The organism is Paraburkholderia sp. BGA-UO-ETr-F12 (genome assembly GCF_059567945.1).
This window is the reverse complement of sequence record NZ_JCAQOZ010000005.1, coordinates 1-16,209: the sequence shown is the minus strand read 5'-3', so window position 1 is coordinate 16,209 and position 16,209 is coordinate 1. Positions and strand designations below refer to the sequence as shown.

12 protein-coding genes are annotated in these 16,209 nt (G+C 64.1%); 10 read left to right on the top strand and 2 right to left on the bottom strand.

Annotation, left to right across the window (positions count from 1 at the left end):
- Positions 1-55: 55 nt before the first annotated feature.
- Positions 56-1,276, bottom strand: coding sequence for a CaiB/BaiF CoA transferase family protein (locus tag AC57B6_RS00810; RefSeq protein ID WP_030101381.1), 1,221 nt, complete (start codon positions 1,274-1,276; stop codon positions 56-58).
- A gap of 505 nt (positions 1,277-1,781) precedes the next feature.
- Between AC57B6_RS00810 and alaS the strand changes: the two genes are divergently transcribed.
- Positions 1,782-4,406 (top strand): alanine--tRNA ligase, encoded by a 2,625-nt coding sequence (gene alaS / locus AC57B6_RS00805; RefSeq protein WP_028199130.1) that lies wholly within the window; start codon positions 1,782-1,784, stop codon positions 4,404-4,406.
- A 191-nt stretch (positions 4,407-4,597) separates the two neighbouring features.
- Here the strand turns inward: alaS and AC57B6_RS00800 are convergent, their stop codons facing one another.
- A complete protein-coding gene (locus AC57B6_RS00800) occupies positions 4,598-5,506 on the bottom strand; it encodes a LysR family transcriptional regulator (protein ID WP_496420560.1) in 909 nt (302 codons plus the stop codon).
- A 118-nt stretch (positions 5,507-5,624) separates the two neighbouring features.
- On the opposite strand from AC57B6_RS00800, the gene AC57B6_RS00795 reads away from it, so the two are divergent.
- The 9 genes from AC57B6_RS00795 (at position 5,625) to AC57B6_RS00755 (ending at position 15,730) form a co-directional block, all read left to right on the top strand.
- Positions 5,625-6,926: a YbfB/YjiJ family MFS transporter gene (locus AC57B6_RS00795; RefSeq protein WP_281663279.1), complete on the top strand. Its 1,302-nt coding sequence runs from the start codon at positions 5,625-5,627 to the stop codon at positions 6,924-6,926.
- A 133-nt stretch (positions 6,927-7,059) separates the two neighbouring features.
- Entirely contained in the window at positions 7,060-8,091 is a 1,032-nt protein-coding gene (locus tag AC57B6_RS00790) for a threonine aldolase family protein (RefSeq protein WP_028199127.1), read from the top strand.
- Between the two features lie 65 nt (positions 8,092-8,156).
- On the top strand, positions 8,157-8,687 hold the full coding sequence (locus AC57B6_RS00785) for an NUDIX domain-containing protein (RefSeq protein WP_028199126.1): 531 nt from the start codon (positions 8,157-8,159) through the stop codon (positions 8,685-8,687).
- A gap of 3 nt (positions 8,688-8,690) precedes the next feature.
- A complete protein-coding gene (locus AC57B6_RS00780) occupies positions 8,691-9,140 on the top strand; it encodes an acyl-CoA thioesterase (protein ID WP_106351573.1) in 450 nt (149 codons plus the stop codon).
- A gap of 4 nt (positions 9,141-9,144) precedes the next feature.
- Complete coding sequence (locus AC57B6_RS00775) at positions 9,145-10,083, top strand: branched-chain amino acid ABC transporter permease (RefSeq protein WP_496420559.1); 939 nt, start codon at positions 9,145-9,147, stop codon at positions 10,081-10,083.
- On the top strand, positions 10,076-11,365 hold the full coding sequence (locus AC57B6_RS00770; protein WP_496420558.1) for a branched-chain amino acid ABC transporter permease: 1,290 nt from the start codon (positions 10,076-10,078) through the stop codon (positions 11,363-11,365). The genes AC57B6_RS00775 and AC57B6_RS00770 overlap by 8 nt, the downstream gene beginning before the upstream one ends.
- Positions 11,362-12,114, top strand: a complete 753-nt coding sequence (locus AC57B6_RS00765) for an ABC transporter ATP-binding protein (RefSeq protein WP_028199122.1) — start codon at positions 11,362-11,364, stop codon at positions 12,112-12,114. Before AC57B6_RS00770 ends, AC57B6_RS00765 begins: the two co-directional genes overlap by 4 nt.
- Complete coding sequence (locus AC57B6_RS00760; RefSeq protein WP_144192506.1) at positions 12,111-12,824, top strand: ABC transporter ATP-binding protein; 714 nt, start codon at positions 12,111-12,113, stop codon at positions 12,822-12,824. Before AC57B6_RS00765 ends, AC57B6_RS00760 begins: the two co-directional genes overlap by 4 nt.
- Positions 12,825-13,315: 491 nt before the next feature.
- Entirely contained in the window at positions 13,316-15,730 is a 2,415-nt protein-coding gene (locus AC57B6_RS00755) for a hypothetical protein (protein ID WP_496420557.1), read from the top strand.
- Positions 15,731-16,209: the final 479 nt, after the last annotated feature.

Below are 16,209 nucleotides of genomic sequence, written 5' to 3'. Positions count from 1 at the left end.
GCTGGCGCTGTCGCTGTGGCCGGCGTAACTGAAAAAACGTCCGCCTCAGCCACCCTCAAATCACCGACCGGTCCCGCAGCCGGGCAATCTGGGCCTCGTCATAGCCGAGCACGTCGCGCAGGATGCTGTCGGTGTGTTCGCCGAGCATTGGCGGATGAGCCAGCGCTTCAGGCGGCGTGCCGGTCATGTTGATCGGATTGCGCACCAGTTTGACCGTGCCGCCCGACGGATGTGGCAGATCGACCCGCATGCCGCGCGCCACCACCTGCTCGTTTTCGAACACCTCGCCCAGATCGTTGATCGGCCCGCACGGCACACCCGCCGCTTCCAGCGCGGCGATCCATTGCTGCTTGCCCTGCAGGCGCACCATGTCGGCCAGAATCGGCACGAGTACGTCGCGGTGGCGCACGCGCGCCGGATTGGTGGCGAATCGCGCGTCTTCCGCGAGTTCGGGGCGGCCGCCCGCCTCGACGAACTTGCGGAATTGGCCGTCGTTGCCGACCGCGACGATGATCCAGCCGTCGCTGGTCTGGAAGGTCTGGTAGGGCACGATGTTCGGATGCGCATTGCCCCAGCGCACCGGTGGCTGGCCGCTCGCCAGGTAATTCGAATTCATGTTGGCCAGCATGGCCACCTGCACGTCGAGCAGCGCCATATCGATGTACTGGCCTTCGCCCGTCCGGTCGCGATGCGTGAGTGCTGTGAGCACGGCGATGGTCGAGTACATACCGGTCATCAGGTCGGCGATCGCGACGCCGGCCTTCTGCGGGCCGCCGCCCGGCTGGCCGTCGCGCTCGCCGGTAATGCTCATGAAGCCGCCGATGCCTTGCACGATGAAGTCGTAACCGGCGCGCTGCGCATACGGCCCGGTTTGCCCGAAGCCGGTTACCGAACAGTAGATCAGATCGGGCTTCACTTCCTTGAGCGACGCGTAATCGAGGCCGTACTTCTTCAGCTGCCCGACCTTGTAGTTCTCCAGCACCACGTCGCTTTGCGCGGCCAGTTCGCGGATGATCCGCTGGCCTTCGGGCGAGGCGATATCGACGGTGACCGAGCGCTTGTTGCGATTCGCCGCGAGGTAATAGGCGGCTTCGCGGGTGTCGGCGCCTTCCGGCGTTTTCAGGTACGGCGGCCCCCAGTGGCGCGTATCGTCGCCGACTTCGGGGCGTTCGATCTTGATGACGTCGGCGCCGAAATCGGCGAGCGTCTGTGCGCACCACGGCCCGGCGAGCACGCGTGTGAGATCCAGCACGCGGATATGACTAAGAGCGCCCATATTCTTCAATGTCTCCAATGTCGGCCGGACTTAGCGCTTTAGCGCTTAGTCCGGCCCCATGCAAAGCGGTCGGCAGACTTAGCGCTTTAGCGCTTAGTCCGGCCCCATGCAAAGCGGTCGGCAGACTTGGCGCTTTAGCGCTTAGTCCGGCCCCATGCAAAGCGGTCGATCGGACTCAGCGCTTTGGCGCGTACACCGGCCCTCTGCAAAATTTGCGAGTGATGACGCAGCGCGCGTGACGCCGCGAATGGGGGCAATCTTAAGCGATTCCCGCGCGCCGGCGCAGTCAGCCGAACATCATAGGACGGCCGACACACCTTGTCGTGTCTCCCGCTACCCGGTCAAACCTGGCCGAATGGCCAACGCGACGCGGCCGGGGCAGGGCCGCTGCCGCGCACGGGCGCTGATCCCGTATAATCAGTCGTTTAAGAAACAAACAGTTGGCGCATCCCCTTGATGCCGCCGGTAACAGCCAGGGAACTGGCAAACCCGTCCCACGCACGCTATGAAAGCCGCCGAAATCCGCGAGAAATTCCTCAAGTTCTTCGAATCGAAGGGCCATACGATCGTTCGCTCGTCGAGCCTTGTGCCCGGCAACGACCCGACCCTGCTCTTTACCAATTCGGGAATGGTGCAGTTCAAAGATGTGTTCCTCGGCGCCGAATCGCGTCCGTATGCGCGCGCCACGACCGCTCAGCGCAGCGTGCGCGCCGGCGGCAAGCACAACGATCTGGAAAACGTCGGCTACACCGCGCGTCACCACACGTTCTTCGAAATGCTGGGCAACTTCTCGTTCGGCGACTACTTCAAGCGCGACGCGATCCACTACGCGTGGGAACTGCTCACGGGCGTGTACCAGTTGCCGAAAGACAAGCTGTGGGTCACCGTCTATCACGAAGACGACGAAGCGCACGACATCTGGGCCAAGGAAGTGGGTGTGCCGGTCGAGCGGATCATCCGCATCGGCGACAACAAGGGCGCGCGCTACGCGTCGGACAACTTCTGGCAGATGGCCGACGTCGGTCCCTGCGGACCGTGCTCGGAAATCTTCTATGACCACGGCCCGGACGTGTGGGGCGGCCCCCCGGGGTCTCCTGAGGAAGACGGCGACCGCTACATCGAGATCTGGAATCTCGTGTTCATGCAATTCAGCCGCGACGCGCAAGGCAACATGACGCCGCTGCCCAAGCAGTGCGTCGACACCGGCATGGGTCTCGAGCGTATCGCCGCGGTTTTGCAGCACGTTCACAGCAACTATGAGATCGACCTGTTCCAGGCGCTTATCAAGGCTGCGGGCCGCGAAACCGGCGTGACCGATCTGACCAACAATTCGCTGAAGGTGATTGCCGATCACATCCGCGCCTGCTCGTTCCTGATCGTCGACGGTGTGATTCCGGGCAACGAAGGCCGCGGCTACGTGCTGCGCCGAATCGTGCGCCGTGCGATCCGTCACGGCTACAAGCTGGGCAAGAAGGGTTCGTTCTTCCACCGCATGGTGCCGGACCTCGTCGCGCAAATGGGCGCCGCCTATCCAGAGCTGAAGGACGCGGAGCAACGCGTGATCGACGTGCTGCGCCAGGAGGAAGAACGCTTCTTCGAGACCATCGAGCACGGCATGTCGATTCTCGAAAGCGCGCTGGCCGATCTGGAAGCGAAGGGCGGCAAGACGCTCGACGGCGAACTCGCATTCAAGCTGCACGACACCTACGGTTTCCCGCTCGATCTGACGGCGGACGTCTGCCGCGAACGTGAAGTGACGGTTGACGAGGCCGCTTTCGACGAAGCCATGGCGCGTCAGCGCGAACAGGCGCGCGCGGCCGGCAAGTTCAAGATGGCGCAGGGCCTCGAATACTCGGGCGCGAAGACCACGTTCCACGGCTACGAAGAAATCGTCTTCGACGACGCCAAGGTGATCGCGCTGTATGTCGACGGCGCCTCGGTGAAGGAAGTGAATCACGGCCAGCAAGCCGTCGTCGTGCTGGACCATACCCCGTTCTACGCGGAGTCGGGCGGCCAGGTCGGCGACCAGGGCGTGCTGGCGAACGCGAGCGTGCGTTTCGCGGTAACCGACACGTTGAAGGTGCAAGCCGACGTGGTCGGGCACCACGGCACGCTGGAGCAGGGCACGCTGAAAGTCGGCGACGTCGTGAAGGCGGAAATCGACGCGGTGCGTCGTGCCCGCACCGAACGCAATCACTCGGCCACCCACCTGATGCACAAGGCGCTGCGTGAAGTGCTCGGCTCGCACGTGCAGCAGAAGGGTTCGCTGGTCGATGCCGACAAGACCCGTTTCGACTTCGCGCACAACGCGCCGATGACCGACGAGCAGATCCGTCAGGTCGAGGCGATCGTCAATGCGGAAGTGCTGGCGAACGCGCCGGGCATCGTGCGGGTCATGCCGTTCGACGAAGCGGTGAAGGGCGGCGCAATGGCGTTGTTCGGCGAAAAGTACGGCGACGAAGTGCGCGTGCTCGACCTCGGTTTTTCGCGCGAATTGTGCGGCGGTACGCATGTGCATCGCACGGGCGACATTGGCCTCTTCAAGATCGTGATGGAAGGCGGCGTGGCCGCCGGTATTCGTCGCGTGGAAGCGATCACCGGCGATAACGCCGTGCGTTTCGTGCAGGATCTCGATGCGCGGATCAATGCGGCTGCCGCCGTGTTGAAGGCGCAGCCGTCGGAGCTGACGCAGCGGATCATGCAGGTGCAGGATCAGGTCAAGTCGCTGGAGAAAGAGCTGAGCGCGTTGAAGTCGAAGATGGCTTCGAGCCAGGGCGACGAGCTTGCCGGCCAGGCAATCGAAGTGGCCGGCGTCCATGTGCTGGCTGCCACGCTCGAAGGCGCGGATGTGAAAACCTTGCGCGAGACCGTCGACAAGCTGAAGGACAAGCTGAAGAGCGCGGCGATCGTGCTGGCCTCGGTCGAGGGCGGCAAGGTTAGCCTGATCGCCGGGGTGACGGCGGACGCCAGCAAGAAGGTCAAGGCCGGTGAACTCGTCAACTTCGTTGCCCAGCAAGTTGGTGGCAAGGGTGGCGGGCGACCGGACATGGCGCAGGCCGGCGGTACCGAGCCGGCGAATCTGCCTGCGGCGTTGGCAGGCGTGAAGGCCTGGGTCGAAACCCAGCTTTGATTCGGGTTTGATCGGGCCACGCGGGACGCTGGTGTTTTTTGCGTCCCCGTGGCCCAAGTTGTTTCTGGACTTCGCGTGCGTTGCCGCGCATCAATCTGGCTGAGTACGGTGGGGTTGGCGTTCCCCGCCACGCCGGCCACGCACCAGGTATAAAGCCCGGTATAAACCCAGACATAAACTCAGGCAGAAATTCAGGCAACACCCACCGTTGCAGCAGGTACCTCCACCGCATCCCCTCCCGACACAAGCGTTTGCCGCAGCGCATTGAGCGCGGACGAAAAATGCCCCCGTCGCCAGACGAGAAGCGTCTCGATTGCGCCAATATCGGGAAGCTCGTGAACTGCGATATTGCTCGCTTCGGTTTGTAGATTGAGCACGGATCGCGGCGCCACGGCCACCCCCGCGCCGGCGGCGACACAAGCCACAATCGCGTGATACGAGCCAAGCTCCAGAACGCGAGCCGGTCTCACATCGTGCTCCAGATACCACTTCTCGATATACGACCGGTAAGCGCAGCCACGCTCGAACGCGATCAGTGTCGATAACGCGATATCCCGCACTTCGTGAATCGGCCGATGGCCGCGCGGCGACAGCATCACCAGTTCTTCGCGGAAAACCGGCACCGTCTCGAACAATTCACCGAGCGCGGCAGGATCCAGCGGCGTTGCCATCAATGCTGCATCCACTTCGAATTCACGCACCCGCTCGATCAGCTTGCCGGTTGTGCCGGTTTCGAGTTCCAGCGCCACATCCGGCCACTGCTGGTGATAGCGCGCGAGCAGGCCAGGCAGGCGCGTTGCCGCCACGCTTTCCATCGTGCCCAAACGCAGGCGCCCGCTCGGCCGATCCTCACGCAGCGCATGGCGTGCCTCGTCGGCGAGCGCGAGCAGACGCTCCGCGTAGGGCAGCAGCGTCTCGCCGGCGGGCGTCAGAACGAGGCGCCGGCCATCGCGGATGAACAGGTCGGTCCCCAGTTGCTCCTCGAGCTGCTTGATGCGCGTCGTGACGTTCGATTGCACGCGATTGAGCTTGGCAGCGGCGCGGGTCACGCCGTTTTCACGCACGACAGCGCGAAAAATGGTCAGGGCGGCCAGATCCATAGTTCTCTCCTGGCGATGGTTGGTATCCTGATTATTCATTTTTCATGATCTAAAGGTCAAGCTAGTATGGAGTGAAGAAACCGGTGACCGCCGGTTCGAACCTCTTTACTGCCTACTCATGAACCGCCTCGCTTCCCGTGCGCACGACACTTTTGCTGAACGCCACGCTGCCCGTCACGCGGCGCTTGCCTGCATGGTGACGTTGGCCGTGGTGCTCGGGATTGGACGTTTCGCCTTCACGCCGCTCCTGCCGCTGATGCTGCACGGCAGCGCCTTCGGCCAGCCGCAGATCGATATCCAGCATGGCGGCTGGCTTGCCTCGTTTAACTACGCGGGCTATTTCGTCGGAGCGCTCACCTGTGCGGCACTGCGGGTCGAACCCGCACGCATGGTGCGCATGGGGCTGGTGGGGACCGTTTTGCTGACCTTGGCAATGGGCGTAACGAGCCAGTTCTGGTTGTGGGCGGTCGTGCGCTTCGTCGCCGGCGCGATTAGCGCCTGGACCTTCGTGTTCGCCTCGCAGTGGGGCTTGCGGCGGCTCGCCGAACTGGGCGCGCACGGATGGGGCGGGGTGATCTATACCGGGCCGGGCGTCGGCATTGTCGGGACGGGTTTGCTGGTTAGTGCTGCGGGCGGCTACGGCGCAACGGCGGGTTGGATTGGTTTTGGGCTTATCGCTGCCGTGCTCTCGATCACGGTTTGGCCCGTGTTCGGCACAGTAAGAGGGCACCACAGCGCCGCAGAAGGCGCGGCGGCGGCCGCGGGCAGCGCCACCGTGGCCACCCGTGCGGCGCCGGGCTCCGCCACCGGCCAACACGTTCCCACGAGCCATCCCGGTAATCGCGCCGATGCCCTTTGGCTGGTCCTGCTGTATGGCGTGCCCGGCTTCGGCTACATCATCACCGCAACCTTTCTGCCGGTAATCGCGCGCCACGCGCTGCCGGGCTCGGCCTGGCCTGATCTGTTCTGGCCGATGTTCGGCGCGGCATTGATCGTCGGGGCATTGCTTGCGGCGCGCCTGCCGGTGCATTGGGACAACCGCACGCTGCTCGCCGGCTGCTACGTGCTGCAGGCGGCCGGCATTGCGCTCGGCATTGTCTGGCCTACGGCGGCCGGTTTCTCGCTGGGCAGCATCCTGATCGGCCTGCCGTTTACGGCGATCACCCTGTTCGCGATGCGCGAAGCACGGCGTCTGCACGGCGACAATGCAGCCGGTCTGATGGGCTATGCGACCGCGGCGTACGGCGTGGGTCAGATCGTCGGCCCGCTGGTGGCCGCACCGATAGCCGAACACACAGGGTCTTTTTCGCCGGCTTTGTGGCTGGCGACAGGCGCGTTACTGCTGGGCGCGGTCGGGCTGATCATCGTGGCACGCATGCCGCGTGGCCGTGGCCGGATGCCCGATTGCGGCTGCAACTAACGGTCTTCCCATTCGGCGCAGGGGCGCTCGCCGCGCCAATCCTCACGGCTGAAAAACAAATTAGCCAGCAGCGCACTAAAATGACCGCTTTCCGGTCATCACAGTGCGCCTGTCGCCGGGTGCGCCGCCCGCCATGCAACATTTCGCGTCCGACAACTATGCCGGCATCTGCCCCGAAGCGCTCGCCGCGCTGATCGCCGCCAACACTAGCGGCCACGAACCGGCGTATGGCGACGACTCGTGGACCAACCAGGTTTGCGATCGTCTGCGGGATCTGTTTCAGACCGACTGCGAAGTGTTTTTCGTGTTCAACGGCACGGCCGCCAATTCGTTGGCGCTGGCGTCGCTGTGCCAGTCGTACCACTCGGTGATCTGCCATGAACTCGCGCACATCGAAACCGATGAATGCGGCGGCCCCGAATTCTTCTCGGGCGGCTCCAAGCTGCTGACCGCGCCGGGCGTTAGCGGCAAGCTCACGCCGGATGCGATCGAAGCGGTCGTCACGCGCCGCGCCGATATTCACTACCCGAAGCCAAAGGTCGTCACGCTGACCCAATCGACGGAAGTAGGCACGGTCTATACCGTCGAGGAGGTGCGCGCGATCGCGGCGATCGCCAAACGGCGTCATCTGAAAGTGCACATGGACGGCGCACGGTTCGCGAACGCGGTTGCCGCGCTCGACGTGCATCCGTCCGAGATCACGTGGCGCGCGGGCGTCGACGTGTTGTGCTTCGGCGGGACCAAGAACGGTTTGCCCGTCGGTGAGGCGGTGGTGTTCTTCGACCGCTCGCTCGCCGACGATTTTGCCTACCGTCTGAAGCAGGCCGGCCAACTCGCTTCGAAAATGCGCTTCATTTCCGCGCCGTGGCTCGGTCTGCTGGATAACGACGTATGGCTGCGCAACGGGCGTCACGCGAATGCAATGGCGCAACTGCTGCAAACGCGGTTGCAGGAAATCCCCGGCGTGAGCATCATGTTCCCGACAGAATCGAACGCGGTCTTTGCGCAATTGCCCGCGCAGGCCGCCAAGGCAATGCGGGCACGCGGCTGGAAGTTCTACGAGTTCATTGGCGCGGGCGGTTGCCGGCTGATGTGCGCCTGGGACACGCAGCCGGAAACCGTCGAGCGTTTCGCGGCGGAAGTGCGCGAGTTGTGCGTGGCCTGACACCACGTTGCGGCCGCGCCGGAACAAGACAACAGACACAGAACATAAGAAACGACCCACTCGCCATGACCGATTATCAATTTTGTCCGCGTTGCGCCAAGCCTTTGATCGAGCGCGCCGATGCCGAACACGAAGGCGGCAGGATTCGCCAGAGCTGTCCCGATACGGAATGTGGCTACGTCCACTGGAATAATCCGTTGCCGGTGGTGGCCGCGATCGTCGAATACGAAGGCAAGATCCTGCTCGCGCGCAACGCCGCGTGGCCCGAAGGCATGTTCGCGCTGATCACCGGCTTTCTGGAAAACGGCGAGACGCCGGAACAAGGCATTGCCCGCGAAGTGCTGGAGGAAACCTCGCTGCACGCGGAGACGGTCGAGTTGATCGGCGTGTACGAATTCATCCGCAAGAATGAACTGATCATCGCGTATCACGTGAAGGCGTATGGCACGATCGCGCTGTCGCCGGAATTGCTCGAGTACCGGCTGATCGAACCGGCCAAACTGCGTCCGTGGCGTGCGGGCACCGGTCAGGCGCTCGGCGAATGGATGCGGCGGCGCGGCTTGCCGTTCGAGTTTGTGGAAAAGCCGGGGCAGTAAGCGATGAACAAACCCGCCCCCGCCGCGCGCAGCGCCTACCCGCATTTTCTGCCGATCACCACGCGCTGGATGGACAACGACGTCTACGGCCACGTCAACAACGTTGTCTACTACAGCTACTTCGATACGGTGGTGAACGAGTATCTGATCCGCGCCGGTGTGCTCGACTTCGAGCATGGCGCGACGATTGGCCTCGTGGTCGAGACGCATTGCAACTACTTCGCACCGCTGGTGTTTCCGGAACGGGTCGAAGCGGGTCTGCGAGTGGTGCGGCTCGGCACGTCGAGCGTGCGCTACGAAGTGGGTCTCTTCAAGGAAGGCGAAGATCAACCCGCCGCCCAAGGCCATTTCGTGCACGTGTATGTGGATCGCGTGACGCGCCGTCCGGTGACGTTGCCCGCCGGTCTGCGCGCGGCGCTCGAACCGCTGAGCGTCGCTGTGCAGGCGGAATAGGCGCGTGCAGTCGTTCGTCATCAATCTGCTCAACGGTGTCAGTTACGGCCTGCTGCTGTTCATGTTGTCGGCAGGCTTGACGCTGATCTTCAGCATGCTCGGCGTGCTGAATTTCGCGCACGCGAGTTTCTATATGCTCGGCGCGTACGTCGGCTTTTCGGTGTCGGCGCACGCGGGTTTCTGGAGTGCGCTGGTGATCGCGCCGCTGATCGTCGGCGTAATCGGCGCGGCGCTCGAGCGCTGGCTGCTGCGCCGCGTGCGGGTGCATGGTCATCTTCCCGAGTTGCTGCTGACATTCGGCGCCGCGTATCTGCTCGGCGAACTGGTCAAGCTCGGCTGGGGTCTTAGTCCGCTTGGCGCGACCGTGCCGGCCGTGCTCGACGGGCCGCTGTTCACCGTCTACGGCGCGGCCTTCGCACGTTATCGCGCTTTCATGATGGCGGTATCGCTGGCGATGCTGGCGGTGCTCTATGCAGTGCTGCGCGTCTCGAAGGCGGGGTTGATCGTGCGTGCCGCGCTCACGCATGCGAGCGCGGTCGAGGCGCTCGGCCACAACGTGCCGCGCGTGTTCACCGGCGTGTTCGCGGCGGGCACCGCGCTCGCCGCACTGGCCGGCGTGATCGGCGCGCCGATCTTCGTCATCGAACCGGCGATGGCGGAGTCGCTCGGCTCGATCGTATTCGTGGTGGTGGTGATCGGAGGCCTCGGCTCGCTGAGCGGGGCGCTGGCGGCTTCGCTGATCGTCGGTTGTGTGCAGACTTTTGCGGTGGCGAGCGACGTGTCGCTGGGCGATCTCACCGCGGTATTCGGCGACGCATTGCCGCCCGCATGGGACACGCTCACGCTTGCGCAACTCGCGCCGCTGATTCCGTATCTGCTGCTTGTCGCGATGCTGGCGCTGCGCCCGCAGGGACTGTTCGGCCGGCGTGACGATCATGCGTGAGCCGCTCGAACAGGTCGCCATGCCGGCGGCCTCAACTCACTCAGCGGCGCGTAGCTTCGCGCCATGGCTTGCGCTTGTCCTGTTCCTCGCCGTGCCGCCCTTTGTGTGGCCGCAAAGCTGGCTGCTCGCCTATCTCGCGCAAACCGCGACGATGATCGTGTTCGCGCTGTCGTACAACCTACTGCTTGGCGAAACCGGGCTATTGTCCTTTGGTCACGCCGCCTATTCCGGCCTCGGTGCGCTCATCGCGGCGCAGGTGTTCAACCGCGTTGGTGTGCCGCTGGTGCTGCTGCCGTTGATCGGCGGCCTCGGCGGCGCGCTGTGCGGCATCGTGTTCGGTTTCGTGTCGACGCGGCGTGCCGGGACGGCTTTCGCGATGATCACGCTCGGTATCGGCGAACTCGTCGCCGCGGCGGCGTGGACGCTGCCTGACTGGTTCGGCGGAGAGGCCGGCGTGCCGATCGATCGCACGAGCGGGCCGATGCTCGCAAGCTGGAACTTCGGTCCGGCGCGCGAAGCGTATGCGCTGATCGCGCTGTGGTGTGTGCTGGCGAGCGTGGCGATGTTCGCGCTGTCGCGCACGCCGTTCATGCGCCTCGCCAACGCCGTGCGCGACAACCCGGCGCGCGCCGCGGCGATCGGCTGCTATCCGCGCCGCATCCGCTATGGCGTGGCGGTGATGTCGGCGTTCTTCGCGGGTATTGCCGGCACCCTGGGGCTGATCAACGTCGAACTGGTGTCGACGGAAAGTGTCGGCATGATGCGCTCCGGCGCCGTGCTGATCGCGACGGTGATCGGCGGCACCGGGGCATTCTTCGGGCCGGTCGCGGGGGCGATAATCCTGACCTTTTTCAGCGTCGCGGTGGCGAGCGTCACCCGGGCGTGGCTGTTTTATCTGGGGCTGTTCTTCATCGCTGTCGTGGTGAGCTCGCCGAATGGCATAGCGGGTTTTGTGCGGCGGCATTCGGCTCGCGTCGCTGCCTACGGCTGGCGCGCGTGCGGTAAGGCCTATCTGTGGGGCGCGGCGTCAGCGGTGCTGTGGACGCTCGCCGTCGTGCTTGCGGTGCAATGGGCGTACGCCGTGCAATTCGGCGCGGACGACGGCACGTTTTTCAGCGTTGCCGGCGTACCGCTGGAGACGGGCTCGCCGCACCTGTGGCTCGGCGTCGTGGTGTTCATGCTGGCCGCGCCGGGGGCACTCGCCGCGCGCTACGCGATTCGCGCCCAGGCACGCCTTGCTGTTCGCACCGTTGTCACACCGATCGCCGGAGGCGCGCGATGATCCCGGCCCTCGCGGTCTATGGCATCGAAAAGCGCTTTGGCGGCACGCGGATTCTGCGCGGCGTCGATCTGGCGATCGAGCCCGGCGAGCGCCACGCCTTGATCGGCCCGAACGGCGCGGGAAAGTCGACGCTGTTCAATCTGATCGCCGGGGGCGCGCGGCCGAACGCTGGACGCATCGATCTGTTCGGCGCGGAAATCACGCGTCTCGCGCCGGCCGCGATCATGCGCCGGGGCCTTGCACGTAGCTTCCAGACCACCAGCGTGTTCGCTCGCCTCAGCGTGTTCGACAACCTGCGCTGTGCGGCCATGCTGGCCGAACGCGACCGTACGCGCTGGTGGCAGCGTTTCAGCGGCTCGCGCACGGTCGACGCGCGCGCCGAGCAGGTGCTCGAAGCAGTCGGTTTGAGCGCACGCCGGCATAGCCTCGCCGGCACACTGAGCTATGCCGAGCAGCGTGCACTCGACCTCGGCCTCGCGCTCGCCGGCGGCGCGCACACCTTATTGCTCGATGAGCCTACCGCCGGCATGAACCGCGCCGAAGCGGCGCGCGCCATCGAACTGATTCGCTCGACCACCGCGGGGCGCACGCTTCTGATGGTCGAGCACGACATGGACGCCGTGTTCGCGATCGCCGACCGCATTTCCGTGCTGGTGCAAGGCCGCATCATCGCGACCGGCACGCCGGCGGCGATTCGCGCGGATGCGGCCGTGCGCGCGGCTTATCTTGGCGACGGTTTCCCCGCATGAGCGCCTTGCTCGACATCCGCCAGCTTGACGCCTGGTATGGCGCGAGCCAGGCCCTGCATGGCGTCACATTGCAGATCGAACCGGGCGAAGTCGTCGCGCTGGTCGGGCGCAACGGCTCCGGGCGTTCGACGCTGGCGCGCGCGATCATGGGGCTCGTGCGCAGCGAGGGCGAGTTGCGTTTCGCCGGTCATGCGCTCGGCGGCTTGCGCACCTTCGAGATCGCCCGCCTGGGATTGGGTTACGTGCCCGAACATCGCGACGTCTTCCCGGCGCTGAGCGTCCATGAGAATTTGCAACTCGGTGTGGCGCCGCGTGCGCGCGAGCGCATCTCACGCTTTACCTTTGACGACGCCTACGAACTGTTCCCCGTCCTGCGCGAAAGAAGGCGCACGCGCGCCGGCGCGCTATCGGGTGGCGAGCAGCAGATGCTGACGCTCGCGCGGGCCTTGCTCGGCGATCCCGATCTGCTGGTGGTCGACGAACCGGGCGAGGGGTTGGCCGGTCAGGTGATGGGACAGGTCGCGCAGTGTCTGCGAAAGTTGCGTGATCGAGGCGTGGCGATGCTGCTGATCGAACAGCGGCTGGTGATCGCGCAGGACATTGCCAGTCGGGTCGCGGTGATGGGGCACGGCGAAATTGTCTTCGACGACGCGCTCGCGTCGTTTGTGAGGCGGCCGGATGTGATGCAGGAATGGCTCGGCGTGGGTTAGCCCGGCGTGCCGCAGCTCGATTGCTATTCCGTTGGCGCATTTCTGGAGCATCGTCGTGCGTCGCGTGCCTCCGAGCCCGTTCGACCGGTGAGGGTCGGAATTACGGTTTATTGCAGCGCCGCATTAGAAATTGCAGCCGTTTTGTCGCCCTGAAGTACACCTCACGCGCCACGCAATACCCGTGCGCCTCATTGCGCGCCCAGATCGCTTCCAGAATGCCGTTTGAATTCCGTTTTCTCGCCGGCTGCTCAAGCCCGACGCGTGGGGCTCTTCGACGATTCGGCGGAGCGATTCAAACGCTTGATCGTTTGGTGAGCGTCCTCCAGAAATCTTGTCGGCAGCGCGCCGACAAATCAAGACAATCAGGTTAAAGGCGCGCAACGGCGGCACGGTGTTTAAAGCCGGCGTATGTGCGACGAACCATGCCGTGCCGGATACGCGAAAGACGCGAAACACGCGAAACACGCGCCGCGGCTCAAGGAGGAGACATCATGAAAAGAACAGGCGCATTGGGCGAACAATCGGCTAATGGCGTGCAGGCGCGGGCTTCGTTGCGGCCGCAGCGCACGATGCTGCCGCTTCGAATGGCGCGTGCACCGCTTCGAGAAACATGGCGTACGCGTGCCGGGGCTGGCGCCGCGCTGGTGACAGCCGCCCTGCTGATGTCCGCGTGCGCCGACGCGAGTTCCACGACCGGCGACGCGGCATCCGCGCCAGCGACGCAAACGAGCGCGAACGCGAACGTCGCGAGCAACAGCGATAGCCCGCCTACCGCAAAATCGCAGCCGGACGTGGGACTTGTCGCCGACGCCGCGGGTGCCTCCAACGGCGCCGTCGCGAGCGCCGCTCAATCCGCCTCCGCATCGCGTCCCACGCTCGAGGTTGTCAAAGCGAAACAACTGGCCGACGAGCGGCGTGTCGCTGAGCGCGTACCGTCTGCGAGCGGCATGACAGAGAAGCGCAGCCGTCCGTTGACGTTGCGCGATTCCGGTATCGACGGTTCGTTGATGTTTGCGCGCGATGTCGACTTTCGCGTGACCGGCGACATCGGCTTCATGATTCACGACATGGCGGCGACGCTGACCCCGGCGCGCGCCGGCCAGCCGATCGTGTTCGACGACCCGACTAGCGTGACGATCAATGTTCACCGTGGCGATGTCACGCTCGACAGCGTCAAGCTCACTGCGATTTTCAACCTTTACCTGTTCCAGTACCAGGGTTCGCCGCTGCGCAATATGCGCGTCGTGCCGCAAGATGGAGGGACGTTACGCATCACGGGCGAAATGCATCGCGACACCTGGGTGCCGATCGTGCTGACTGGATCGCTGTCGATGCGCAACGCCGACGAACTCGTGTTCCATGCCGATCACGTCGAGGTCGCCGGGGTCGGTGCCGACAAGCTGATGCAGGCCGCGCACGTGAAGATGGCCGACCTGCTGAAAGTGGACACGCCGATCGCGCGTCTTGCTGGTGACGACGTCGTGATGCAGGTGGCCAAACTGACGCCGCCACCCGCATTGCGCATGACGATCACGCGGATCGACACCAGTGCCGCGGGCGTGCGCTTCACGCTCGACGACCATACGGTGCAGAAGATCGATTGGCCCGCGACGATGCCGCCGCGCGGCATGCTGGTGCAGGGCGGTGACGTGAAGTTCATGCGTTCGATGCCGATGAACATCGACATGGCGTTGACTCCGCTCGATACCAACGCGCCGTTCGTGCTCGATCTATACCACTACCGCGACCAGATGGCGGCCGGCTACTTTACTTTCGACGAAGCGGGCGCTCTGGATGTGCATCTGCCGTCGTATCCGACGCTAGCCAGCGCGGCGAAAGACGCGCCGATGCAGATGGGCAGTGCGGGCGCGCGTTATAACGACAGCTTCATTCGTGCGCAACAGGCGTCGCTCGCGCAGGCGCGTCTCGTTTGGCAACACGTGCCGCAGACCATGCGGACCGCGTCGGTTGCACACGCGATTCCGGTCGGCACACGGGCGGCGTTTTCGGGGCGGAGCATGTCGACACCGGGTTCTGCGATCGTCGACGAGCGGCATTCGGCGGGACCGTCGCCGGTGATTCACGTCGAGAATGTCGACTTCTACGTATCGGGTCGAATTGGTTTTCATGTGCGTTCGCTGGATGCGCAGATGGTGCCGAAGAAGCCGGGTCAACCGGTCGATCTCGACGACCCGGATCAGTACGACATTCGCATCATTGGGGGCGAGGTGGTGGAGCCATGGCCCGCGATGGCGGCGTTGTTCAACGATTACCTGCTCGACTATGAGCCGCGTTCGCTGAACGATTTGCAGTTGAAGCCGGTGGACGGCAAGTTGGAGGTGACAGGCGGGATCAAGTTGTGGAATCACTTTCCTGGTGTGTGGCTGCCCACGACGATGAGCGGCACGATTGTGGCGAAAGATGAGCGGCATCTTGTCTATGAGCCCACATCCGTGAAGGTGCTGGGTGTGCCGCAGGCGGGGTTGTTGCGGGCGTTGGATATTCCGTTGGCGTCGTTGACGCCTTTTACGCGCAAGGGTGTGGCGTTGAAGGGTAACGAACTGGTGTTCGATCAGTACACCGTGTTTCCGCCGCCGGTTCTGCAGGGGCGGCTGGCTAGCGCGACGGTGACCGATGAGGGGTTGGTGTTGAAGTTCAAACGGGATAGTTCGGTTGTGGCTGCGAGGCCGCCTGCTGGCGCGGCTAAGAGCTTTGTGTGGATCGAGTCTGGGGATGTGAAGATGTTTAATTCGTTGGTCACGAATGCACGGACTTTTATTCGGGATAGTTCTAATCCTGGGGCGATGAAGTTTGATCTTTATGGGTATCGGAGGGATGTTTCTAAAGGGACGGTCAGGATGGGGGTGGATGGGGGGTTGGAGGTTGACCTGGCTGCCAGGAAATGACAGAGAGGGTTGGGGTGACTGGCGGTGCCTTGCTGTGTTGTTTTGTCTGTTCTGGGGTTGGTCTGTTGGCCTTTCCTTGGTTTCTTAGTGGTCTATTAGCGTTCCCCCTGTGCGGGGGGCACCTACTTTTCTTTGCCTGCCGCAAAGAAAAGTAGGCAAAAGAAAGCGGCTCACCCCGCCAGCTCATAAGCGGGTCCCCTGGCTTGGAGGGGGTAGTGGTGCATCTGGAATCTGTCGCCTCGCACACTTCGCCTCAGTGACAAGGCAGTCATACCTCCGGCGACGCTACGCGCGCCGACACCAGGTTCAAAAACCATCAGTTATGCAAAGCGCCGGCCAGGTTTCCCTGGCAGACCCATCCGCGACGCACGCAGTGCGGAGTGGGAGCTGATGAGCGCCTTGTCGCTAACGCGGAGTGTGCGGGGGCACGGATTCCAGATGCACCACTACCGTGGCTGTGCGGGGGACCCGCTTATGAG

Coding starts and splice junctions, on each gene's coding strand:
- AC57B6_RS00810 (WP_030101381.1), bottom strand. CDS start 1,276: ATGGGCGCTCTTAGTCATATCCGCGTGCTGGATCTCACACGCGTGCTC.
- alaS (WP_028199130.1), top strand. CDS start 1,782: ATGAAAGCCGCCGAAATCCGCGAGAAATTCCTCAAGTTCTTCGAATCG.
- AC57B6_RS00800 (WP_496420560.1), bottom strand. CDS start 5,506: ATGGATCTGGCCGCCCTGACCATTTTTCGCGCTGTCGTGCGTGAAAAC.
- AC57B6_RS00795 (WP_281663279.1), top strand. CDS start 5,625: ATGAACCGCCTCGCTTCCCGTGCGCACGACACTTTTGCTGAACGCCAC.
- AC57B6_RS00790 (WP_028199127.1), top strand. CDS start 7,060: ATGCAACATTTCGCGTCCGACAACTATGCCGGCATCTGCCCCGAAGCG.
- AC57B6_RS00785 (WP_028199126.1), top strand. CDS start 8,157: ATGACCGATTATCAATTTTGTCCGCGTTGCGCCAAGCCTTTGATCGAG.
- AC57B6_RS00780 (WP_106351573.1), top strand. CDS start 8,691: ATGAACAAACCCGCCCCCGCCGCGCGCAGCGCCTACCCGCATTTTCTG.
- AC57B6_RS00770 (WP_496420558.1), top strand. CDS start 10,076: ATGCGTGAGCCGCTCGAACAGGTCGCCATGCCGGCGGCCTCAACTCAC.
- AC57B6_RS00765 (WP_028199122.1), top strand. CDS start 11,362: ATGATCCCGGCCCTCGCGGTCTATGGCATCGAAAAGCGCTTTGGCGGC.
- AC57B6_RS00760 (WP_144192506.1), top strand. CDS start 12,111: ATGAGCGCCTTGCTCGACATCCGCCAGCTTGACGCCTGGTATGGCGCG.
- AC57B6_RS00755 (WP_496420557.1), top strand. CDS start 13,316: ATGAAAAGAACAGGCGCATTGGGCGAACAATCGGCTAATGGCGTGCAG.